Source organism: Dysgonomonas sp. 521 (genome assembly GCF_010501055.1).
Lineage (GTDB): Bacteria > Bacteroidota > Bacteroidia > Bacteroidales > Dysgonomonadaceae > Dysgonomonas.
Genome location: NZ_QVMO01000006.1, coordinates 25,685 through 49,764, shown reverse-complemented (window position 1 = coordinate 49,764; position 24,080 = coordinate 25,685). Strand labels below are relative to the sequence as shown.

Below are 24,080 nucleotides of genomic sequence, written 5' to 3'. Positions count from 1 at the left end.
CATTGATTAAAAGGTTACATTAAGACCAAATCCCATAAGTTTAGTAATAGGATATCTTCTCGGATCGGTTTTTTCCGGGTCCTGATGCTTTATTGTTAACTTATCCCATAAAAATAAATTCTGTCCTGTCACGTATAGTCTCAATTCACTCACACCTATTACTTTCAGTGTGTTTTTTGGGATAGTATATCCAAATTCGAGGTTTTTTAAACGGATAAAAGACCTATCTTGTAAAAAGAAATCATTAGGTACATGATTTGAACCATTCGATTTGCTCAGTGTAGGATATGTAATTTTTGCACCGCTTGCGTAACGTTCTGGAGTCCACGCATTTTTATGGTACTCGTAATAGGTTCCAGTACCTTCGGTCTCATAGATACCCAACCCATTCCAGATAGTTGAATATTTACCGACTCCTGAAAAGAATACAGAGAGATCGAAACCTTTGAAGGTTACATTTACATCCAGTCCATAAGTTAACCCCGGGATACCAGAGTTTCCGATGGGTGCATAATCTTTACTATTTATCAGATTATCTCCATTCAGATCCTGATATTTCAAATCTCCGGGACGCGGATTACCTATTTCGTAAGTGAGGCCGCTTGCATCTATTTCTTCTTGTGAAGTCCAATAGCCTTTGCCGGGAGAACTCTTATCAACTTTGAGTCCCCAGTTTTGATCTATTGCATAGCCTGTAGTACGGTATTGGTATGCGTATGAATCATCGGCAGGCACTTCATCAAAGGCTGTAATTTTGTTTTTATTTGTTGCTATATTTCCTTTTACCCTTAGATGCCAGTCATTGCTTAATTGTTTACTGTAGGCAAGTTCAAATTCTATTCCCTTATTTTCGGCTTTCCCCAGGTTGGCTTTTGGTAGAGCGCCCTGTGAAACTCCCTGGAACATTGGTACGGAATTTCTGGTAATCAATATTTTACTCCGGTTTTCCCTGAAATAATCAAATGCTCCTGTGAGGTTATTGGTTATCTGGAAATCGACACCAAAATTGTATTTATCGGCAACTTCCCATTGCAGGCTATGATTTCCCAGAAGAATGGTTGATACTTGCTGTCCCAGACCAACTCCTCCTACTGTTGTTCCCTGTCCTACAAGTTTTATATCATCCTGATATAAAAAACGGGAACCTCCGAGTTTATCGTTTCCTACTTTTCCATACGAAGCTCTCAGTTTGAGATAGGTAAGGTATTTGTTTTCTGCCAGGAATTTTTCGTTAGAGACTACCCATCCTACAGAGAAGGCCGGAAATGTACCATAACGATTGGCCGGCGCAAATTGTTCCGATCCATTGTAACCTATGTTAAACTCGGCAAAATAACGGCTTTTGTAGTTGTAGGTAGCACGTCCTGCCAGCCCAAGCATATTGTAAGGTATTTCGGCTCCTGAGCTTTCCCAATGATCGCGTTGCACAACAAACATACCTCCCACACTGTGGTCGCCAAACTTTCTGCTATAGTTTATCGAAGCCTGTGCATTTATCTGATACCGGCTCGAAGACCATCTGGATAAGGACATTGGATTTTCTGATCCTGCAATTCTGGAATATATTACTTTATCACTGCTGTAATCCGGATCGGCAAAATACTGGATTTCATCCCGTTGCCCTAACAACGAACTTGTAGGATATGAATCGTAGGCTATCATTCCCTTCAGAGATAGGCCTTTGGTCACAAATTCGCTCAAGTCCATTTCCATTTCTATAGACGTATTCAGGTTGGTACGTGTGTCTACATAATACCCGTTCCTGTTGATAAGACCATATACGGATCTGTCGCCACCCACTCTTGGACCAGTGTTAATAACTGCGTTGGCTGGAGTAGTTTCGTCTATTCCGGCAATTGTTGTCGGACCTATAATTGTTGGATTAAGGCGGTATACCTCCTGGATAATTCCCCTGAAAAACTCTTCGTAAGTACTGAAAGGCCTGTAGTTAGGAGAGTTTTGTTTCTCGATATATGTTCCAATGTTCAGCTTTGCTTTCAGCCAGCTTGTCATATTGTAATCCATATTGGCTCTGAAGCTCCACCTGTCTAGTTTGAGTGAAGGATCGTATCCCAGTTTCGATTTTGGTTCTGTTTTGAGATGTCCTCCCTGATGCAGATAGCCTACATTCATGAAGTAAAGGACTTTTTCGGTTCCTCCTTGTATATTAGCATTTATACGGGTTTCGGGAGCATAGTCTTTGAAGAAATCATCGTAATAATAATGATCGGGGTATAAATGTTTCCGGTTTGCTGCATTTTGTGCATAGTCAGGATCGTTTGGATTTAATCCTAATAACGGATTTTCAAATTTGGCTCTTACTTCAGGCGAAAATGCCATCTCGGGTTCATTGCTATATTTATATGCTTCATTTCTTAAATCAATAAATTCAAGAGCCGATAATCTAGGTGGCTTGCGTGTTAATGATGTGAATACCTGAGAGGCCGAAACTGATAACTGGGCTTTTCCGGCAACACCGCGTTTTGTGGTTACTATAATAACCCCATTAGCTCCCCGCACACCAAATACGGCTGTAGCAGAAGCATCTTTGAGTACACTTACACTTTCTACCTCGGTAACATCGAGTGTACGCAGGTCGCGAGGTACACCGTCAACCAGTATCAATGGAGACTTTCCGTTTGTGGTAGCGGCTCCGCGAAGGTATATTTCAGCATCATCTAATCCGGGCGCTCCCCCTCCCGATTGGGTCGAACTAAGTCCTGTAATACGTCCTTGCAGGGCGTTACCAAAACTGGTAGACGAGCTTTTACGTATGTCGTCTGAGGTGACAGACGATACTGCTCCTGTGATGGATACTTTGGTTTGTGTACCATAGCCGACAGTTACTACAACATCTTTTAGGGTAGAAATGTCTTCTTCCATCTTAAGGTTTATTTCGGTTTTTCCTTTGATGCTGATTTTTTGTGTTTTAAAACCGATATATGAAAATATGAGTTCTGCTTCGGCATTGCTCACTTCAATGACGTATTTACCGTTTTCGTCGGTAAATGTCCCTGTTTGTGTATTGTTTTCCCTTACTGTTACTCCTACCAGAGGTTCATTCAGGTCGGTGGTTACTAGTCCTGTAACTACTATTTTTCTTTGTTGTTCAGGTTCGGGATTGGGGATAACATTATTAACTGGATTTTCTCTTTTCTTTCTGTATACTGAGATCTGTCTTCCTGTTACAACATAGGACAATGATCTTTCTTTCATCACGGCATCCAAAACTTCAAAAATGTTACCATTTTCGATATAAACGGAAACTTTTTTAGACAATTCTGCGTTTGCATTATCATTTACGAGAAAAACATATTCACTTTCATTTTCTATTTCTGTAAAAAGCTGGGCAAGCGTCACATTTTTTAAATTGAAAGAAAAATTCGTTTGTTGTGAATATGTATTATTTGCAAGTAATGAAAATACACAGGCAAAAGATAAAAACAATGTGATTTTCATAATTTTAATAATTGGATTGCGATTTAAATCAGCAATCCGATCTAAGATATTACTTTGTTTCATAAATTTGTAAAGAATTTGGTTTACAATTTTTTTGAATTTGTAAATTAGACTTATAATCGGGCAGTACTGGTACTACTGCTCGATTAGTTTTTTCATAGTTGTTAGTTCTAATAATTAGTGTTTTACCATAGGCATTCTATTTAGCGTTTTTAATATAAATTATATCTCCTTCTCTACTGTATGATATTGGTGCCAAGACAGAAAGAGCAATCATGACACTATCTATATTCTCGGCCAAGACAAGTTTACCCGAGCATGTTGTCTCCGACAGGGTTGAAGACTTGAGATTTTTAAAGTTAACATTATAGTGTCGTCCTACTTTATTCAGGATGTCAGCCAGTGAAGCTTTCTTAAAATTCAATATTCCTGTTTTCCAGCTTATATATTCTGAGGTGTCTACAATATCTTTGCTGATTGCTCCGCCATCAAAGGTCAGCCGGTCGTTGGGTTTCATTTCCATTGGCTTGTTTCCGGGAGCGTGTATTTTTACCTGTCCTTCGACAAGGACTACAGATTTTACTTGTGCGTCGTCATAAGCAGACACGTTAAATTTGGTACCCGTTACCTGAATATCAAATTGTGAAGTATGTATGTAGAATGGCTTTTTATCATTTTTTGCAACATCAATAAATATTTCGCCACGGATATTTATATCTCTTGTTTGCCCATCAAATACAGATGGAAATTCTATTTGCGTACCGGAATTCAACCATACTTTTGTTCCGTCGGCCAAGATCAGAGATGAGCGTTTCCCTAATGGGACTATAAGTTTATTCATTGTTTTGGAGGACAGGTTCAGGTTTTCTATGTTTTCTCCTTCTTTGGTTACGATGGCAGCATCACCGTTTTCCGTAAGTTGTATTTCTACATCCTGAGGCAAGATCATGGGTTTACCTGTACTGATAAATTGAATATCCATCGCATCTTGTGTTTCTCCTATTATTTGCACAACATTGTTTTCAGGGACAACGCGATTGTGCGTAATCAGCAGGGTGGATACGACAAGCACTGCTATACATGCTACAGAAGCGGCGTAATATTGTAGCCTTTTTATCCTTCTTTTTCGGTATAAGGTATCTTTCCTGATACTGTCTAATAGAGCCTCCTGTTGAGTTTCTGATGGTAAATAATTATTGATCCGGACATTTTTGAAAACTTCCACAGCTTTGTCTAAGGCTTCCTTATGTTGGGGGAACTCAATCTGATAATCAATCCAGTATTGATTTAGTTCTTCCGTTTGCAATATTTGCCATTTTACAAACTTATCATTATTCAGAAAGTCCCTATAGGTATACATAATTTTATCCGTCATCTATATTTTTAGTGCTATTAATGTAATAATATCTATATGACGAATGAAAAGAAAAAGTGTCTACACTTTTTTTAAAATTATTTGAAAAAAAAATTAAAAATTTCTGAATAAATAGAAAAACAAAAGGATAAGGAATATGTTTTTTTCTTCAGAAGTAAATGCTCTCATTTTTTCAATTCCTCTAAATACGAGCATCCGGGCTGATTTGGGGGTCATTCTCAGAAGTAATCCTATTTCGTTATAATTCATTTCTTGGATATACCGTAGATAAATGGCTTCTTTCTGGCGGTCGGTTAAGCAGTTCATCAACGATTCTACTTTTTTTATCATTATAGTTCTGTCCTCTTCTTCTATCATGGTGTCTATCACAGATATATCTGTTTTGAAAGGCAAATCCAAGGTTATATTTTCTTTATACTTGTCTTTTCTGTATATGTCAAACAATCTGTTTTTTAGACTTTGGAAGAGATAATGCTTTACATTTTCTATTTTAATAATGTCTTCATTTTTCAAATGGTATAATTTGCAAAACACATCATGTATTGCATCCATACATGTTTCTCCGGAAAAGCCTAAACTCATTCCATATCCATATAAACTATTGACATAGTTTTGGTACAGGATACCGGAATCGGCATCATTTCCATCTATAAATCTTTTTATTAAAGATATATCAGACATATATGTAATGGCAAATAATTTTTTTATTGATATAGGACAAAATACTATCAGCAATATATTATAGCATCGAAAGATAGTAAATTTTTTAATAATCTTTATTGTTGAAGGATATAAAACTCAGATATAGCTTATTTTCTCAATAAGTAGACTAAACATTGAATTGTCTATTGAATCTATTACCTGAAACATTTAGTAATTGTTTAAATTTTATTCGTTCAAATTTTTAGAGATGTTTTAGAGATGCTTTTTTCTTCCTCGAAACGATAATAGCGGGCTATTTGAATTGAGAGAAAGGAAAAAACAGCCGAAAACAGACTAAAAATGAACGAAGAAAAAGGTATAATAAAATATTCGTATAAAATTTAAACAGTTACTTAAAGTAATAGTTCTAAATAGCGAGATGAATTACTAACAATAGGCTGAAAACATGAAATTTAATACACTACACTGGCATTATTTTCATGCGTTTGCCCTACGTTATATACCCTAAAATTTGTTACTTTTTAAACCTGCCTGTTACTTTTTTTGTTCAGGTATTGCGAAGAACAGATGATGCAGCCCCGGCGACCAAGAGTTAACAACATGTAAACTTATTACCAAAAGTGATAAAAAGTCAAAGGTGCATTCTAAGTTATGACTAAAAACAGATAACTTTGCATCGAAAAATTTATATCTTTAGAACCTTTCTTAACAGATAGTTACTCAAAACAAAATATGGAAGTAAAAATATTTGAATTTAACCCGATTAGTGAGAATACATACATCGCTTATGACGAAACCAAAGAGTGTGTAATTATTGACCCCGGATGTTTCTTTCCGGATGAGAAAATGCTACTCTTAAACTTCATCCTAGACAATGACCTGATCGTAAAGCACCTGCTGAACACCCACTTGCATTTCGACCATGTATTTGGGAACAACTTCATCCACGAACAGTTCCATCTGGATACGGAAGCCAATAAAGGAGACGAGTTCCTCCTCGAACAGCTCCCCGCCCAGCTGCAAATGTTCGGATTCGTAAACGAAGACAACAGGATTCCCAAAATAGGTAAGTACCTGAACGAAAACGATGTTGTAACCTTTGGCAACCAAAGGCTCATCGTGATGCAGGTACCCGGACACTCACCGGGCAGCATCGTATTCTACAATCAGGATGCAGGCTGTGTATTTGTAGGAGACGTATTGTTCAGAGGCAGCGTAGGACGCACCGATCTAGCCGGAGGAAACCATCAGCAGCTAATAGACGGCATCAAGGAAAAACTGATGAAACTGCCGCCCGACACAGTCGTATATTCAGGTCACGGGCCACTGACAACAATAAGAGAAGAGGGCAGAAACAATTTTTATTTACAATAAAACAAGATAAAATCCATGGAAACCCAAAAATTTCAACATCGCCACATTGGCATCAATGCAGAAGACGAAAAACGAATGCTGTCAAAAATCGGTGTAAAATCATTGGATGAACTAATCGACCAGACTATCCCTTCCAATATCAGGCTACAGGGAGGGCTCAACCTGCCTGCCGCACTCAGCGAGCACGAATATGCGGAAGAAATGGCGCTGATAGCCTCCAAAAACCGTATTTGCGCTTCATACATCGGCATGGGATGGTACGATACTATATGCCCGGCACCTATCTACCGCAATGTATTCGAAAATCCGGTATGGTACACGTCCTATACGCCATATCAGGCAGAGATTTCGCAGGGACGCCTCGAAGCATTGATGAACTTCCAGACAATGGTAAGCGAACTCACAGGGCTTCCGTTGTCTAACTGCTCGCTCCTCGATGAAGCCACTGCCGGAGCAGAATCGGCGACTATGATGTTTGCCCTTCGCAGCCGCGACCAGATAAAGAACAACACCGATAAGCTGTTTGTAGATAAAAACATATTCCCGCAAACCCTTGCCGTAATCAATACACGCATGGAACCGCAAGGCATAAAAGTAGTAACGGGAGATTACAATACAATAGACCTTACCGACGGATTTTTCGGGGCAATTATCCAGTATCCCAACTCGAACGGTAACATTGTAGACTATAAAGAATTTACAGAAAAAGCCCATAGCGCAGGTTGCAAGGTGGCGGTTGCTACCGACCTGATAGCACTCACGCTGCTTGTTCCTCCGGGAGAATGGGGAGCCGACATCGCGTTCGGCAGCAGCCAGCGTTTTGGTATTCCTATGTTCTATGGCGGGCCTTCTGCCGGATTCTTCGCTACGAAGGACGACTATAAGCGCAACGTCCCGGGACGCATCATCGGGGTATCCAAAGACGCCTATGGCAAGCCTGCCTACCGCATGGCACTGCAAACGCGAGAACAACATATCAAACGTGAGAAAGCTACATCCAACATCTGTACGGCACAAGCCCTGCTGGCTACAATGGCGGGATTCTATGCGGTATATCACGGGCCGAAAGGCTTGAAGAATATCGCCAGCCAGATACATTCCGCTACGGCGCTGATTGCTGACGAACTGAAAGAACTGGGATACATAATACAGAACGAACAATACTTCGATACGCTCAAGATAGGCTTACCTAGCGGCGTTTCGCAATATACCGTCCGCGAATACGCTGAAATGCGCGACATCAACCTGCGCTACTACGAAGCCGGGGAAGTGGGCATCAGCATAGACGAAACCATTACAGAATACAAGGCGCATGAATTGCTGGCCGTATTTTCCCTTGCCGCAGGACGTATGGAAGTATTTATGATAGACGACCTGCCTGAGAAAATAATAATCAAAGACGAGTTTCTGCGCAAGAGCGAATACCTTCAGCACGAAGTGTTCAATATCTACCATACCGAAACGGAGTTGATGCGCTACATCAAACGTCTCGACAGGAAAGATATATCGCTGGCTCATTCCATGATTTCGCTAGGTTCGTGCACCATGAAGCTGAATGCGGCTTCCGAGATGCTTCCGCTTTCATTAGGCGGCTTCCAGAACATACACCCGCTGGCTCCTAAATCGCAGACACAGGGATATACCGAACTGATAGAAGAATTGGGCGAATACCTGAAAGAAATTACAGGTTTTGCAGGTGTCAGTTTCCAGCCAAATTCGGGTGCTGCGGGCGAATATGCCGGGCTGATGACTATCCGCAAGTATCAGGAAAGCATCGGGCAGGGACACCGCAACATTATCCTTATCCCCGCATCCGCTCACGGTACTAACCCTGCTTCGGCTATACAGGCAGGCTATGAAACCGTGACGATAGATTGCGACAGCCACGGCAATGTGGTCGTAGAAGACTTGCAGGCAAAGGCAGACCAGCACAGGGACAACCTTGCCGGCTGCATGATAACATATCCTTCTACACATGGTATATTCGAGAAGGAAATAAAGGAAATGTGCAAGATAGTACACGAAAAAGGCGGACAGGTATATATGGACGGCGCGAATATGAACGCGCAGGTAGGACTGACCAATCCGGGCTTTATAGGAGCAGACGTTTGCCACCTCAACCTGCATAAGACATTCGCCATACCTCACGGAGGAGGCGGACCGGGCGAAGGGCCAATCTGCGTAGCAGAACACCTGATACCGTTCCTGCCGCATCATCCCGAAGTGGATGGCAGCACAGTGAATACAGTAGCGTCCGCGCCTTATGGCAGCGCCGGTATACTGCCTATCACTTATGGCTATATCCGTATGATGGGCGGCGACGGCTTAACGCAGGCGACCAAAATAGCCATTCTGAACGCTAACTATCTGGCCGAGCTACTAAAGGATACTTACGGTATCGTTTACAGAGGTACATCGGGCAGAGTTGGTCACGAGCTGATACTGGAATGCCGCAATGTAAAAGAAACATCCGGTATCACAGAAAGTGACATTGCAAAACGCCTGATGGACTACGGTTATCACGCTCCTACTCTTTCGTTCCCGGTACACGGCACGCTGATGATAGAGCCTACCGAAAGTGAAAGCCTTGCCGAGCTGAACCGCTTTGTAGGCACGATGAACCAGATTTGGGAAGAGATAAAGGAAGTAGAGAACGGAACATATACGAAAGAAGACAATGTTCTTGTCAACGCTCCTCATCCCGAATACGAGGTGTGCGCAGATGAATGGAAGCACGCATATCCGCGCTCCAAGGCAGCTTATCCGCTGGAATTCGTAAAACAAAACAAATTCTGGATCAATGTAGCCCGCGTAGATAATGCCTTCGGCGACCGCAACCTGATCACATGCCTGTGCGATATGGGATAAATTATAATTTCAAGATTGACTAAATAATTCTCTTAATTTTGAAATCTGAAATCTTGAAATATCTCTAAAAAGTATCATTTTTTTAAACATTATATAAAGTAGTCTGTTTATAATTAAACACTAAACTTAGAGCTATTATGAATGCTAAAATTTTTGTATTATCATTTATTTTGATGTTAAGCGCAGGATTTACCCTAAACGCCCAAAATAAAAAAGACTTAAAGAATGACAAGGAAACAGTTGTTTTCGACGTATCGATGACGTGCGAAAATTGTCAAAAGCGAATCGAAAAGAATATTGCCTTTGAAAAAGGAGTAACCGACATGAAAGTTGATTTAGCGAACAAGACTGTACTGGTCGAATTTAAGAAAAGTCAGACAACAATTGAAAAGCTTCAGGAAGCCATTAAGAAATTAGGTTACGAAGTAACAATAAAAACAGACAAAAAAGAATAAGTAAAAAAATGAAAAAGTTATTTATCATTGCAGCAGCTATAGGTGTTTTGTATAGCTGTGGCGGCAATACTCAAAAGCCTCAGGAGCCTGCACCTTCTGAACCGGCACAAGTGGTCGACGAACACAATGCAAAGAACTCACTGGACTATAAAGGTGCTTACTCAGGCAAGGTGCCTACAGCCAGCGGGGAAGGTATGATTGTGAATATCGAACTGGGAGACAGCACTTTTGTCAGAAAGATTGAATATGTAGGCAAAAAAGGTACTTTTGAAGATAAAGGACAATATACATGGAACAGCGAGGGCAACACGGTTACGCTTGAAGGCGTAAAAGATTCGCCGAACAAATATTTTGTAGGCGAAAACACACTGACCCAGCTCGATATGGATGGCAACAAGATCACCGGAGATATGGCCGACATGTATATTCTGAAAAAACAATAATACAGCAAATTACATCATTGAAAAAGCCTCTTATGTAAATAAGGGGCTTCTTTTCGTCCAACAGAACGAATATGAAAACAAAATGTACAAATTTTAAAGTAAAATATTTTCATATTAACACAGAAACAATACCTTTGCAGTTCATTTAATATTAAAATAGGCAGAATTGCAAAAATGAGCTATTTAATAAAACCAAAAGAATACCATGCACTGCTAGACCTTCAGCAAACTGAAATGGGTATTAAGCAGATAAAAGATTTCTTCCAGCAAAATCTATCTTCCGAACTTCGACTGCGCAGAGTTACCGCCCCGTTATTCGTACTCAAGGGAATGGGTATAAACGATGACCTCAACGGAGTAGAGCGTGCCGTCAACTTCCCCATCAAAGATATGGACGACGAGCGTGCCGAAATAGTGCACTCCTTAGCCAAGTGGAAACGCCTGACCCTTGCAGACTACCATATCAACGAGGGATTCGGCATATATACCGACATGAACGCAATCAGAGCCGATGAGGAACTCGGAAACCTGCATTCGCTGTATGTAGATCAATGGGACTGGGAAATGGTAATGTCTCCCCAGAACCGGAACCTTGACTTCCTCAAACAGGTAGTAAGAAGGATATATGCGGCGTTGGTCAGAACAGAATACCTTGTGTACGAGATATTCCCCGAAATAGCTCCGATCCTGCCTTGCGAGATAAAGTTTATACACGCGGAGGAACTACTCCTGATGTATCCTGAACTGACAGAGAAAGAAAGGGAAAATAAGATAGCCAAAGAATATGGCGCCGTATTCATCTTAGGCATCGGAGGTGTGCTGAGCAATGGCAAGCCCCACGACGGACGCGCCCCTGACTATGACGACTGGACTACTAAATCGGAAAATGGATACAAAGGGCTTAACGGCGATCTCATCGTTTGGAATCCGGTTTTAGAACAAGGAATGGAACTATCGTCGATGGGTATCCGCGTCAACAGGGAGGTTCTGTTGGAGCAGCTGAAACAATCGGGTCAGGAAGACAGGAAAGAACTATACTTCCACAAACGCCTGCTGAACGGGGAACTCCCTCAGTCGATAGGTGGTGGTATAGGGCAGTCGCGCCTGTGTATGTTCTATCTCCGCAAAGGGCACATAGGTGAGATACAAGCCGGAATATGGCCTCAGAGAATGCGCGTGGAGGCAGAAAAGCTGGGGATGCCGCTGATTTAGAATTAATTGTTAATTTAAATTAGAAAAGAGAAGTATGTGAGAAGAAAACCGGAAAGGTAAGTCTTTTAATGAATAATTTTACTTAACTTTATAAACCGAAGGATGTTTTTTAACAGGAAACATCCTTTTGATTTTTATTACTATTTTACATTAGATTTATGGAGAACAGAGTAACTATTCATTGCACAAACACAGGCACATATCAGGATTTTCCGGCTGGAAGCAGCCTTATCGAAATCCTTGATAAATTTAATATCCAATCCAAATCAACTATAGTAAACGCCAGAGTTAACAACAAGACGGAACCGCTCGACTACCGTGTCTATCATAACAAGACCGTGAAATTTGTAGACCTCACCGAGCCTTCAGGTATGCGCACCTACGTGCGTTCCCTCTGTTTCTTGCTGGCTAAGGCTGTCGCCGAAATATTCCCCGAGGCGCAGCTGTATATAGAACATCCCATTTCGCTGGGCTATTTCTGCAAAATAAGCGACCGCGCCACTATCAACGAGAAAGCGGTGGAAGCCATCAAAGCCAAGATGCAGCAGTATATAGATGCCGATATGCGGTTTGAAGGCGTGGAAGAAGAAACCGAAAAAGTGGTAAGGATGTTCAGGAACAGGGGCTTTGAAGACAAAGCTTTATTGCTGGAAAGCACCGGAGACCTGTATTCGAAATACTACAAGTTAAACGGTTCGGTCGATTATTTCTATGGCTGCCTTGTTCCGTCAACAAAATACATCCATCTATTCGGTCTCGAATTATATAACGACGGGCTTCTGCTGCGTATACCTAACCGTAGCAACCCTGTAGAGCTTGAACCAGTTATTCCCCAGGATAAAATGTATAATATATACAAAGAACACTTAAAGTTCCTGAACATAATCGGACTCGACAATGTGGGAGATATGAACAAGGCAAGCAAGGAAGGCGCGATGCCGGGAATCATCAAAGTATCGGAAGCCTATCAGGAAAAAACCATAGCAAGCATAGCCACCGAGATTTCGAACCGTGCGGAAGACGGCGTTAAGGTTGTACTTATATCAGGGCCTTCATCTTCAGGTAAAACTACATTCCGCATGCGGCTCGAAGTACAGATGATGGTCAACCTGATAAAGCCGGTAGGGTTATCCCTCGACAACTACTTTGTAGACAGGGACAAAACTCCTTTGGATGAAGACGGGGCTTATGACTTCGAATCATTGTACGCGCTGGACATCCCTAAGTTCAACGAAGATCTGGAGAACCTCCTGAAAGGGGAAGAGATAGAGTTGCCAACATTCAACTTTACGACAGGGCAGCGGGAATATAAAGGAGACAAACTCCAGTTGGAAGAAAATTCCATCCTGGTAATTGAAGGTATACACGGGCTGAATCCTGAGCTTACAAGAAGCATTCCGGATAGTCAAAAATACAAAATATATGTATCCGCGCTTACGGCCATTTCCCTCGACAATCACAACTGGATTCCTACAACAGACAATCGCCTGTTGCGCCGATTGATACGCGACTACAGATACCGCAGCTATTCGGCTATAGACACCATTTCGCGCTGGCAGAGCGTCCGCAAAGGGGAAGACAAATGGATTTTCCCATATCAGGAAAACGCCGATGTCATGTTCAACTCGGCTATGATGTACGAACTGGCCGCCCTGCGCCGCTATGCGGAACCTATCTTATCTGAGGTTCCTAACAATGCGCCTGAATATGCAGAAGCTCACAGACTGCTTAAATTCCTCAAATATTTCAGTTATATAAACGACAGGGAGTTACCTCCTACATCGTTATTGAGGGAATTTCTGGGTGGAAGCAGTTTTAAATATTAAGAGATTAAACAGCTGTCTGTAAGTGTATTTTCAGACAGCTGTCTTTTTTATTCTGTTTATCCCATACTGAAATAGACTAACAGGCTTCTATCTTTCCAGCAGAGCGGAAGACGGGACTTAAAACCCGCGACCTCCGGCGTGGTAGGCCGGCGCTCTTTCGTCTGAGCTACTTCCGCGATATTTTTAAAGGATTCCACATTTTACAAAAACACCCTTAATACTCAGCTATTTAAATTCTTTATCCTATCTCTAATGTCTCCCCCTTATTCAGGCTAAACACAATCACTCCGTCGGCATTAGGTTGTAAGTCTATTCTCTTTCCACTTTTAAGGAATCGAACGGAGGTCATATTTTTCGGTAACTTGATGGAGAAACTATTAGCTATTGTGGCTTTCACTAAGGCTTTCTCCACTTTACTGTCTTTCCAACTCAGGTCAATCTCAGCTCCTCCTCTCACACACAATCCTTTGAAATATCCTGTGTTCCATTGCTGTGGTAGAGCGGGTAGGAATTCGATATATCCTTCGTGGCTCTGGATAAGCATTTCGGCAATACCCGCGCCCCCGGCCTCGTTACCATCATATATGAATATATCGTAAGGTGCTCCGGCAATACCCTCAGGCGAAATGGTTAATAGGTTTTCGCGTGTAAATTCGCGTTGCAACTGTACCACACTTTCATATGCTTTTTGTGCATCAAACAGGCGTGCATACAGGCAGATCATATTGGCACGGCTCCACTCTACATCTTCCCAGCCGGGTGCAGCCAGTCGGAGTTCTATTGTCTTGCGGGCAGCAGCAGCCAACTCAGGAGTCTTTACAGCCGAAATCTGTGAGAATGGATACAATGCCAGCAGATGCGTAGTATGGCGGTGGTTCGGCTGTGCTTCGTCAAAGTCCTCAAACCATTCCTGTATGCCTCCGTTTTTCCCTATCATAATAGGCGGAAGCTTCTTCAATGCAACTTTCATCTCTTCACGGAATGAGGCATCTACACCAAGTATTTCCGAAGCGGCAATACATGAAGTAAATGCTTCGTAGACAAGCTGCCTGTCGCAAGCCGGCATCATAGATATTGACAAAACCTCTCCGTTGTAACTGAAGGCATTCTCGGGAGAAGTACTCGGGCCTGTCATCAGATACCCCGTCTTAGGGTCTTGTACCATATAGTCAATCAGGAATTCGGCATTGCTTTTCAGAATCGGGTATGCCTTATTCTTTAAGAAATCCTTATCCAGTGTATAATTGTAGTGCGTCCACAAGTGGGATGCTATCCAAGTTCCGGCAAGTGGGAACAAGCCCCAGTTGACACCTTGCCCCGATGCTGTATATCCCCATACATTGGCTACCGTATTTGCAAGCCATCCTCTGGCTCCGTATGTGTTTTCTGCTGTTTTCTGACCATGAACCGAAAGGTCTTTGATGTAATCGAACAAAGGAACATTCGTTTCATGCAGGTTACCAATATTCGACAGCCAGTAATTCTGCTGTGTGTTGATATCCAGATGATAGTCATTCGTCCATCCCATATTGCAGGCAAGGTTATCGTTCCATAAGCCCTGCAAGTTTGCTGGTAACGGAGAATTTTCACGCGAAGCGGCAATCTGTAAATAACGGGCATACTGGAAGAATAAAGCATCCAGGCCAATATCGTTGTTTCCTGCTTTTACACGTTCCCATCTTTTATCAGTAGCCAGATTATCGAAATCGCTCTTTCCTAAAAACAGGTCGACTCTTTTATAAAGAGTGGAGTAATCCTTTACATGTTTATTCCTTAAAGCTGTATATTCCTGAGCCAGAACTTTGCCAACTGTCTTAATACAATCTTCTTTATATTGTTTATTATCAAAATCTGTTCTTAAATCAAGAACAATAGTTACAGAAGTTGCACCATCTATACTGATTTTATCTTTTGCAGCCGAGACCTTTCCATCTTTAGCTCTGACAGATACTTTTCCCATAAAGTTTACCCCGCCCGGGCCTTGTTTCGGGAAAGAAACTTTACCTGAAAACTCGATGCTATTGTTTGTAGTATCGAAAACCGATTCACGTAGCATATCCAAGGAAATATCGAATTTTAAGGCTTTGGATTTACTGGCAGTCAGACGGATAATAAGCGCATCATCGGGATTACTGCAAAAATATTCCCGTGTATATTCTACATTCCCGACTTTATATATCACCGTATTTATCGCATTATCAAGGCTTAACTCCCTCTTGTAATTTGAAACACTTCCTGCAGGATAATAAAATTTCATTTTCAAATCGCCAGCCGGAACATGTGAACCGAAGGAATGTGGTACACCTGCCATAAATTCGGATACTACACGGTTTCCTTCACTGTACTTTCCATCAAAGAAAAGCTGCCGTATATCGTTCAGCATCTCCTTGCCTACCGGGCGTTCCTGAAACTTATCAGGTTGTCCCGACCACATCGTTACCTCATTCAGTGCAACAGTCTCTGTTTCAACTCCGCCAAACACCATAGCCCCTATACGGCCATTACCTAACGGAACAGATTTCATCCATTGGTCAGCAGGCTGTTCGTACCACAGTTTATAAGACTGGTGATTCTGAGATACAATGCTCTGAATATTCGCTGCGAATAAAGCGATAATCAAGATGGTTAATAAAGAATATTTGTTGTTCATGGGTTATATACTAATAATTTATGTTCAATTGTTAAAAAGTGACAAAAGTGACACCTTTTTAGATTATATACATTGTTACCTTTTTCTCTGTAAAAACAATATGCTATATAATAGAGTTTATATTCAATAAAAGAATAAGATACATGTTTTCAGGGGTTTTAATTGCCACGACTTTCAAGTCGTGAATAATATTGAAAAAGGAATCGACTTTAGTCGAAACTGTTTTGGCTAAAGCCTTTTATTATCTTATTCATTGATCCCCCAGCTAAAGCTGGAGGCAATTAAAACACAGAAAATAATATATATAATCTTATGGAATATAAGTAATCAATAATAATTAATGCAACATTCTCTTTGTCATTGACTACACTTCGTTCCGTCGAACGCTGTTTCTGAGGCACGAAGGATCTCGTTCCTCAAAGGAGGAAAGAGACAAGAGATGCTTCCTGTCGTCAGCATGACAGGAACGAAAATTATGTTGCAATAAATACTTTCCATTACTTAAACCCTAATAGATAAATTTTTAGGAATGTGATAATTCTTTCACTGGTCTCTAACTTCTGATATCTTAATCAAGGTAACATCCTTAGCTGGAATAGTAAGAGACGATTTTAAATCGATATTATCTCCGCTCCATAACTCTTTAGCCTTATAGCTAATTGCCGTATCTAATCCTATGCGTTCGAAAGGTATATTCATCGTTATATTTTCTTCCGAATAATTGAAGATAACATAATATAAATTACCATCCGCATCTTTACGCATAAACTGGTTTTCCGACTTCGCTCCATTCCCTTCTACCGGACGGAAAGAGCGTCCTGTAGCTATTGCGTTTACCTCAGTATTGGTAAGGTATTTCATTGCTTTCACTTTACCTTCCTTCGAACCGCCATTACTAAAGTCATCCCCTGCAATATACAATCCTGTAATAACAGCAGAAGTTACCCTCGCCCTGTTTTCGCCATCGGTAGCCTCTTGCAATACAATATGGTCTGCATCGTTATACTGATATACATTGTCTATCCACCAGCCATACGAAACAGCATTCATGGTATATTCGGTATCCTTTATTTTGTTCCACGCATCGCAGGCTATACGGCGCGACTGCGCATACTGGGAAGGAAATGTAGGCGAAATAGAAAGATTAAGGTACATATCACCGAAATACTTATTCAGCAATTCCATGCCATAGTTATACGCCTGTACGCCTGTCTGTATATCTTTCTTATACCATTTATCGCCTTCCATAGCGCCATGTGTCATAAAATCCATTTTCACATATTCGAATCCACAACGGCGAAACAGCTCGGACTTCACCTTCATTTGCTGTTCTATTGCCGGATGCGTAGGGTCTACAGCAAATGCTCCATCCAGTTGTTGGGGCTTTCCGTTTGCATAAATATATATATCTTTATATTTATATTCGGCAACATCCTCTACTGTACGTTCCGGATTCTTCCCCCAGTCAGTAAAAGGTGTCCAGTATATTCCGGCTACCTGCCCGTTATCCTTACATTTCTGTACATAAGCTTTTAGTTCCTCTTCCGTAAACTTATTCCAACCGGAATCGAGCCCAATGAAAACCGTTTTGTCTGCATTTACAAAATTATTGTTTTGCAGGTTCTCTTTGAAGTAATCGGATACCTCAAGGGCTTTGGTATATGTCAGACGAAACTGAAGTACGCCCCAACTATTCCAACCGAAAGGAATCGCCTTGTCCCAAGCCTTTGGAGGTGCTATTGTAGCATTCGCACGTCCGTATTCTTCAAGGCCATCCCGCCAGTCATTAAAATATCCGATAAGGATTTTAGGTGATTTTATCATTTTACCGATGAGTGCCCCATGTTGTTTTGAGTCGCGGGTCAAGGAATCTGCAACACCACCGAAGCAGGTTAACGAGCCGATATTATCTTTGGTACTTTTACCGATATCTATGCCTGTTTTCCAGTTGTCATGTTCTATCGAACCGACAACCAAACCGTTGCGGCTATCATTGTTAAAAATCGATGTTACCTCATAACTTCTAAGATTGTCAAAAGCAAGTGGATGTGATTGATATCTTACCCAGCAATCGTTATCGAAAGGGATAAATAATGCACGATTATCACCTGCACCTAATATTTGTCCTGCATTATCTATATTTACAGGAGCCATATAATCGGATGAAATATCATCAGAACTTTGCAATGTAAATTCTGTTAAGACATAATCCTTATCCGGATATATGTAAAATGACTGAACCAGCGTAGGTAAATCCTTCTCTGAATATGTTATCTGTAATACAGATGATTTTCCAAACTTGTCAGAAAGGTTGTTTACTTTTACTGAATTTTTGCCGTAATCTTTTGTCGTTATCAGTTTATCACCTAATTTATAAGAAGCATAAATATTATTGAATACAGGCTTTGCCTCCTTATCAATATTTACACTTTTCTTATCAAGGTCATAACTTGCTTTCCATTTTCCTGTAGAAACAGAAGAGTCTCCACATGAAAAGAAAACGACACACAATAATACCACCAAACTTAAATTAAATACCTTCATAGCCTATATCTTTTATAAGTACATGACAAAAAATATTGACACTGGCTTGAAAAGCCTGATTTTCATAACCGTAGGTCATCGACCTGCGGAGATTGCAACATACAGAAACTACTGTCTGAAAGACAGGACAACACATTGTCTTGCCTTTCAGGCAAGTAGCTTTTTGCCTTTTCGTCCGCATGTTGCGCTACGCTTACATACGGTTATGAAAATATTGCCTTTCAGGCAATCTGTTTATTATCAACAATTTTCATATTGAATATTATTTTTTGTCATGTACTAAAATATCTTTTATAATTATCTCTTTTAGAACTTAAGCCATCTTTGTAATACAAATCCTATTTAATATGTATCATTTTCGTAAAAATAATATTATCCGAAGAATTCCCTATTTGTATTTCAAATTGGCCGGGCTCTACGACTTTATTCATTTTTGCATCGTAAAGGGCCAGTTCAGAAACCGGCACTTCCAACTCTATACGCATCTCATCCCCTTTTTTGATAAATACCTTTTTAAATGCTTTGAGTTGTTGTACCGGAGTTGCCACCGAACTTACCTTATCTTTTACATATAGCTGTACAACTTCTTTCCCGTCCATTTCCCCTACATTTCCTACTTCTATCGAAGCTTTTATTGTATCATCTATACTATAGATGCTATCGTTCAGGGTACAATTGCTGAATCTGAAATCGGTATAACTCAACCCATAGCCGAAGTTCCATAGTGCATACGGCTTTTCAAAAATATAATGCCCTTTAGGCTCTTCGTAAGAGCCTCCACTATCGAATTGTTGTTCGCGATCGGTAGGATAATAATTATAAAAACATGGTGTATTTCCTGTACTGCGGGGGAAGGAAACATTCAGTTTTCCCGAAGGATTGACATTACCCACCAATATGTCTGCCATAGAATTGCCCTGCTGCTCTCCACCGTACCACTGAACGAGAACCGCATCTGCATGTTCCTTAGCCCATGACATTACCATTGGCTTGCCGGCAATGAGGACAACTATGATTGGTTTGCCTGTGGATTTTACAGCTTCCAGCAACTTCTGTTGCTTGCCGGGAAGATCGAGAGATGAGAGATCAAAACCCTCACCTGCTGTCGAATATTTAGGAGAGCGTCCTAAGAAGGTACTGCGCGTCCCCACTGCAACAATTGCGATATCGCTATTTCTTACTAGTTCTACAGCTTTGTCTATATCACTTTCATCTTGGCTCCACCAGTCACAACCATCGGCTTGCAGAAGGGTAATCTTATTTTTAATTACATTTTGTAAACCCTGAAACAAGGTTACTCCTTCTTTCGTATCCCTGCTTGTCCATGCATAATCGCCAAATACTGTCTGGTTACTATTAGGGCCTACAACTGCTATTTTCTTGTATTTATTCAGATCGAGGGGCAAAATATTGTTTTCGTTCTTCAATAAAATTGCACTTTCGTCGGCTATTTCTTTAGCCAATGCTACTTTATCTTTACTCCGCACCTCGGCTTTCACTTTTTGAGGTTCGCCAAATGGATTGTCAAAAAGCCCAAGTTTAAATTTCACTGTAAGAATACGGCGAACAGCCTGATCTATATATTTCACGTCCATTTTTCCATCCTTTACCAAATCCGGCAGAAGGGTATATGTCCAATCCACATTGAGGTCTACACCAGCCTCCACAGACATCTGTGCGGCCTCATCGGCTGTCTCGGCTGCATAATGAAACGTTTTGAGACGCTCTACCGATCCCCAATCGGAATATACATATCCGTTGAAGCCCAACTCTCCGCGAAGAATTTCGGTCATAAAATAAGAGGAACCCGACGTTGCCACTCCATCGTAGGCACTATAAGCACTCATTATGGCTAAAGGTTTGGCTTCTTCTATTACCCTGCGGAAAGGGTACAGATAGAGGCTGCGCAACTCTCTTTCTCCTCCACTCACATGAGCACAGTTTAGTCCACCTACAGGTGTTCCGTGAGCAACGAAGTGTTTGGGCATACAGGCAACACCTCTGTTCTGATAGCCTTTTACAAATCCTATCCCCATTTCGGCTATGAGATACGGGTCTTCTCCAAAGGTTTCTTCGACACGCCCCCAGCGTAGCTCCCGTGCTATATCTAACACGGGAGATAATACCTGGCGTATGCCTATAATCCTTGCTTCTTCTCCGGCTGCTTCCGTCATCCGCTGTATCAATCCGGGATTGAAAGTGCTACCCTGAGCTATAGCATGGGGGAAAAGAGTACATTCATTTTGCAGAATACCCTGAATACCTTCGGCAGCTGTAAGAAGAGGAATACCCAGACGGGTTTTATCCAGCATATATTTTTGTGTGTTGTAATATATATTGGCACACTCTTGGGCCGATCTGCTCATTTCGTGAGTAGTTCCATAACTTTTCCCCTCGAATGTCTTTTCTATCTCATCTATATTACTGTTCGCTTTATTCTGCATTTGCAGAATCTTTTCTTCTAAAGTCATCCGGCTCAACAAATCCTCTACACGTTCTTCTACAGAGGCATTTTTGTCTTTATACAAAGGCTTTCCGTCATTGGCAAACCCTGCATTTGCGATCAAAGCCAACCCTATTATTAAGCTGATTTTTTTCATATTTATATCTATTAATATCCGTCTCTCAATGACACGACTTTCAGCTGCTTTTCAAAATTAGCCTGAGACGCAGATGTTTTCACCATAGTGGTTACAGTCTGCCCCGGAAGAATATCGAAATAGTTATTCTCAAAGAAATTATCGATTCCTTCGATAGACATGAATGCCGCCCGGGCAAAATTATCTGTAGTAAGAGATACTTCATAACCTCCGTTTACCGCCTTTACACTCTTACGGATACTCGCTTTAGGGAAGTTGATATACTTCTGTGGCAGCAGGAAATAATTGTTGGTATACATTTTTCCTGCGTTATCGGTTAGTTCCACATGTACTACAACATCGCCTTTGGCTGTTCCTTTCAGCAGGGTATTCACCGATGCAGAAAATACATTTTTACTGGTATTGGCAGGGATTGATACATTGAGTTTTTTCTCATCTACAACCGTACCATCCAGTTTTAATATTTTCAGGTTCAAAGCTGCTTTTGATTCGGCAAGTCTGTCGGATACAATATAGATATCCAATTTGTCATCCTTAGCAATAGGCGATACCAGTACATCCTTATAAGCCTCGCGGGTAAAATAATGCTGTGCTTTCCAGCGTCCATAATAGTCGCGGCTAGCCCATGACGCCACCGGCCAGCAATCGTTATGCTGCCAGAAAAGTGTACCCATACAATAAGGCATATCCCTGCGGTGTGCTTCCATCGCTATTTTGATTGCATCTCCTTGCAACACCTGATTCATATAAAGGAATGATTCGAAGTCTTTCGGTTTCTGATATTCATTCAACAGGTATTCCTCTATCAGATTGTTGGCATATGTACCTGCCCGCTGGTGATCCATCATTACCTCCGATGTTATTACCCAGTCTTCCTTCTTAGGCGCATATATCTTTACGGATTCGAATTCAGGGAACGACTGGAAGCCATATTCGCTAAAGAAGCGGCTGCGCTCTATGTTATAATCTGTAATAGGCTTACGTCCATGCCATACACCCCAATAGTGGCGGTCTCCGTGTTTAGGGTCGTCGCCCTCACCCGGATATCCATATGGAGATGACGGGCGATAGAATGATTCTGAATGGTATTCTTCTACCATTTCAGGCAATAATTTGTGGAAGAGGTCTGTATATTGCCTCCAGATTACTTTTGCATATTCGGGATTTTGGCTTGCATAATTCTTTTTTAAATCCCAGTTGTACCAGAAATAATAGGCTTCGTTGTTTCCGCACCAAACGGCTATAGAAGGATGGTTTCGCAGACGCTTGATATTATCTATAGCTTCATGTTTTATCGACTCCAAGAACTTACCTTCGGACGGATAGAGGCTGCATGCAAACATAAAGTCCTGCCATACCAGAATACCATATTTATCACAAAATTCATAAAAATTATCATCTTCATAGATACCACCACCCCATACACGGAGCATATTCATATTGGCATCTACTGCATCCAGAACTGTTTTTTCATATTTTTCCCTTGTTATTCTCGGAAGGAAATTATCCCCCGGAACAAGATTTGCTCCTTTGGCAAATATGCGTACTCCATTCAGTTCGAAATAGAGAGGTGAACCATCCTTATCAGGTTCGGTAATGACTTTTATCGAACGCAGTCCTGTTTTTACATCATGGCTGTCGAGTGTTTTTGAGTTAGCGGTCACCTCTGTATGAAAGTCATACAGATGAGCTTCGCCCAATCCGTTCGACCACCATAGTTTAGGATTGTTGATGGTGAAATCGACAGCAACAGTATTGATGCCTTTCTTTAAATCTGCGGTTGCAGTACCATAGGTTGTACCTGTTTGTTTATCTTTTACAGTAACCTTAGCTCCACGAATATCTTTATCAGCCAGCACTTCGGTTTCGAATGACAGAACAGCTTTTTGTTTTGTAATATCTTTTTGACGGACATACACATTTTCGATACGGGCATTGTCCCATGCTTCAAGGTAAACAGGACGCCAGATACCCGAAGTAACCAGACGCGGGCCCCAGTCCCATCCGTAATGATATCCGGCCTTACGGGCAAAAGGGCTCACTGTTTTTTCAAATATCCCCCCTTGTTGAGATTGGTCGGGTCCTGTCTGATAACGGTATGGATAAGAGTCGAATTTTGGAATATCTTCTTTGATAGGTGAACGGAAAAAGACTTCCAGCTTGTTGTCTTTTTCTTTCAGTTTATCTTTTATATCCACCTTCCATTCACGGAACATATTATCTCCTTCGAGGATACTTTCTCCATTCAGATAGACATGTACATAGGTATCGAGCCCCATAAAATGCAGGCGGATATTTTCTTTTCTGAATGTTTCACTATCTACGTCGAAATGAGTCTCGTACATCCAGTCTTCCTTATCTACCCATTGTACACTTCTTTCGTTCAGCCTGTAGAAAGGGTCTTCGATAATTCCGTTTGCCATCAGGTCGGTATGAATTACACCGGGTACAGTGGCAGGATACCAGTTATTGAGTCTCCATTGACGGAATTTCCATCCTGAGTTTAATTCTTTTTTTATTGGTGTTGCCGATACTGACTCGCAGGATAGTATGACAAATGCCAATAAAGCTAATTTGATACAATAATTTTTTAATAAACTTTTCATTTTTA

13 protein-coding genes and 1 tRNA gene are annotated in these 24,080 nt (G+C 41.2%); 6 read left to right on the top strand and 8 right to left on the bottom strand.

Annotated elements, in window-relative coordinates; translation table 11 throughout:
- Positions 1–6: 6 nt before the first annotated feature.
- From D0T84_RS03405 to D0T84_RS03395, 3 genes are all read right to left on the bottom strand, one after another.
- Positions 7–3,459 (bottom strand): TonB-dependent receptor, encoded by a 3,453-nt coding sequence (locus D0T84_RS03405; RefSeq protein WP_163306044.1) that lies wholly within the window; start codon positions 3,457–3,459, stop codon positions 7–9.
- 199 nt (positions 3,460–3,658) lie between these two features.
- The gene (locus D0T84_RS03400; RefSeq protein WP_163306042.1) at positions 3,659–4,819 is read right to left on the bottom strand and encodes a FecR family protein; all 1,161 of its coding nucleotides are present in this window, start codon (positions 4,817–4,819) and stop codon (positions 3,659–3,661) included.
- 108 nt (positions 4,820–4,927) lie between these two features.
- Positions 4,928–5,515 (bottom strand): RNA polymerase sigma factor, encoded by a 588-nt coding sequence (locus tag D0T84_RS03395; RefSeq protein ID WP_163306040.1) that lies wholly within the window; start codon positions 5,513–5,515, stop codon positions 4,928–4,930.
- Positions 5,516–6,229: 714 nt separating this feature from the next.
- Here D0T84_RS03395 and D0T84_RS03390 point away from each other — a divergent pair.
- The 6 genes from D0T84_RS03390 to D0T84_RS03365 all read left to right on the top strand — a co-directional run bounded on the left by D0T84_RS03390 (position 6,230) and on the right by D0T84_RS03365 (position 13,675).
- A complete protein-coding gene (locus D0T84_RS03390) occupies positions 6,230–6,871 on the top strand; it encodes an MBL fold metallo-hydrolase (protein ID WP_163306038.1) in 642 nt (213 codons plus the stop codon).
- A gap of 15 nt (positions 6,872–6,886) precedes the next feature.
- Positions 6,887–9,739 (top strand): aminomethyl-transferring glycine dehydrogenase, encoded by a 2,853-nt coding sequence (gene gcvP / locus D0T84_RS03385; protein WP_163306036.1) that lies wholly within the window; start codon positions 6,887–6,889, stop codon positions 9,737–9,739.
- A 137-nt stretch (positions 9,740–9,876) separates the two neighbouring features.
- Positions 9,877–10,194, top strand: a complete 318-nt coding sequence (locus tag D0T84_RS03380) for a heavy-metal-associated domain-containing protein (protein WP_163306034.1) — start codon at positions 9,877–9,879, stop codon at positions 10,192–10,194.
- A gap of 8 nt (positions 10,195–10,202) precedes the next feature.
- A complete protein-coding gene (locus tag D0T84_RS03375) occupies positions 10,203–10,637 on the top strand; it encodes a copper resistance protein NlpE (protein ID WP_163306032.1) in 435 nt (144 codons plus the stop codon).
- Positions 10,638–10,811: 174 nt separating this feature from the next.
- Positions 10,812–11,849 (top strand): aspartate--ammonia ligase, encoded by a 1,038-nt coding sequence (gene asnA / locus D0T84_RS03370; protein WP_163306030.1) that lies wholly within the window; start codon positions 10,812–10,814, stop codon positions 11,847–11,849.
- Between the two features lie 158 nt (positions 11,850–12,007).
- Positions 12,008–13,675, top strand: a complete 1,668-nt coding sequence (locus D0T84_RS03365; RefSeq protein WP_163306028.1) for a nucleoside kinase — start codon at positions 12,008–12,010, stop codon at positions 13,673–13,675.
- A 102-nt stretch (positions 13,676–13,777) separates the two neighbouring features.
- On the opposite strand, the gene D0T84_RS03360 is transcribed toward D0T84_RS03365, so the two are convergent.
- The 5 genes from D0T84_RS03360 to D0T84_RS03340 form a co-directional block, all read right to left on the bottom strand.
- Positions 13,778–13,851, bottom strand: a tRNA-Gly gene (locus D0T84_RS03360).
- A gap of 62 nt (positions 13,852–13,913) precedes the next feature.
- A complete protein-coding gene (locus D0T84_RS03355; RefSeq protein WP_163306026.1) occupies positions 13,914–16,325 on the bottom strand; it encodes a glycoside hydrolase N-terminal domain-containing protein in 2,412 nt (803 codons plus the stop codon).
- A gap of 543 nt (positions 16,326–16,868) precedes the next feature.
- Positions 16,869–18,869 (bottom strand): alpha-galactosidase, encoded by a 2,001-nt coding sequence (locus D0T84_RS03350; RefSeq protein ID WP_163306024.1) that lies wholly within the window; start codon positions 18,867–18,869, stop codon positions 16,869–16,871.
- Between the two features lie 338 nt (positions 18,870–19,207).
- Complete coding sequence (locus D0T84_RS03345; RefSeq protein WP_163306022.1) at positions 19,208–21,469, bottom strand: glycoside hydrolase family 3 N-terminal domain-containing protein; 2,262 nt, start codon at positions 21,467–21,469, stop codon at positions 19,208–19,210.
- A gap of 11 nt (positions 21,470–21,480) precedes the next feature.
- Complete coding sequence (locus D0T84_RS03340) at positions 21,481–24,075, bottom strand: glycoside hydrolase family 2 protein (RefSeq protein WP_163306020.1); 2,595 nt, start codon at positions 24,073–24,075, stop codon at positions 21,481–21,483.
- Between the last annotated feature and the right edge of the window lie 5 nt (positions 24,076–24,080).

Bases quoted from the DNA above. Each gene is read 5' to 3' on its own strand.
- D0T84_RS03405 (WP_163306044.1), bottom strand. From the start codon at position 3,459: ATGAAAATCACATTGTTTTTATCTTTTGCCTGTGTATTTTCATTACTT.
- D0T84_RS03400 (WP_163306042.1), bottom strand. From the start codon at position 4,819: ATGTATACCTATAGGGACTTTCTGAATAATGATAAGTTTGTAAAATGG.
- D0T84_RS03395 (WP_163306040.1), bottom strand. From the start codon at position 5,515: ATGTCTGATATATCTTTAATAAAAAGATTTATAGATGGAAATGATGCC.
- D0T84_RS03390 (WP_163306038.1), top strand. From the start codon at position 6,230: ATGGAAGTAAAAATATTTGAATTTAACCCGATTAGTGAGAATACATAC.
- gcvP (WP_163306036.1), top strand. From the start codon at position 6,887: ATGGAAACCCAAAAATTTCAACATCGCCACATTGGCATCAATGCAGAA.
- D0T84_RS03380 (WP_163306034.1), top strand. From the start codon at position 9,877: ATGAATGCTAAAATTTTTGTATTATCATTTATTTTGATGTTAAGCGCA.
- D0T84_RS03375 (WP_163306032.1), top strand. From the start codon at position 10,203: ATGAAAAAGTTATTTATCATTGCAGCAGCTATAGGTGTTTTGTATAGC.
- asnA (WP_163306030.1), top strand. From the start codon at position 10,812: ATGAGCTATTTAATAAAACCAAAAGAATACCATGCACTGCTAGACCTT.
- D0T84_RS03365 (WP_163306028.1), top strand. From the start codon at position 12,008: ATGGAGAACAGAGTAACTATTCATTGCACAAACACAGGCACATATCAG.
- D0T84_RS03355 (WP_163306026.1), bottom strand. From the start codon at position 16,325: ATGAACAACAAATATTCTTTATTAACCATCTTGATTATCGCTTTATTC.
- D0T84_RS03350 (WP_163306024.1), bottom strand. From the start codon at position 18,869: ATGAAGGTATTTAATTTAAGTTTGGTGGTATTATTGTGTGTCGTTTTC.
- D0T84_RS03345 (WP_163306022.1), bottom strand. From the start codon at position 21,469: ATGAAAAAAATCAGCTTAATAATAGGGTTGGCTTTGATCGCAAATGCA.
- D0T84_RS03340 (WP_163306020.1), bottom strand. From the start codon at position 24,075: ATGAAAAGTTTATTAAAAAATTATTGTATCAAATTAGCTTTATTGGCA.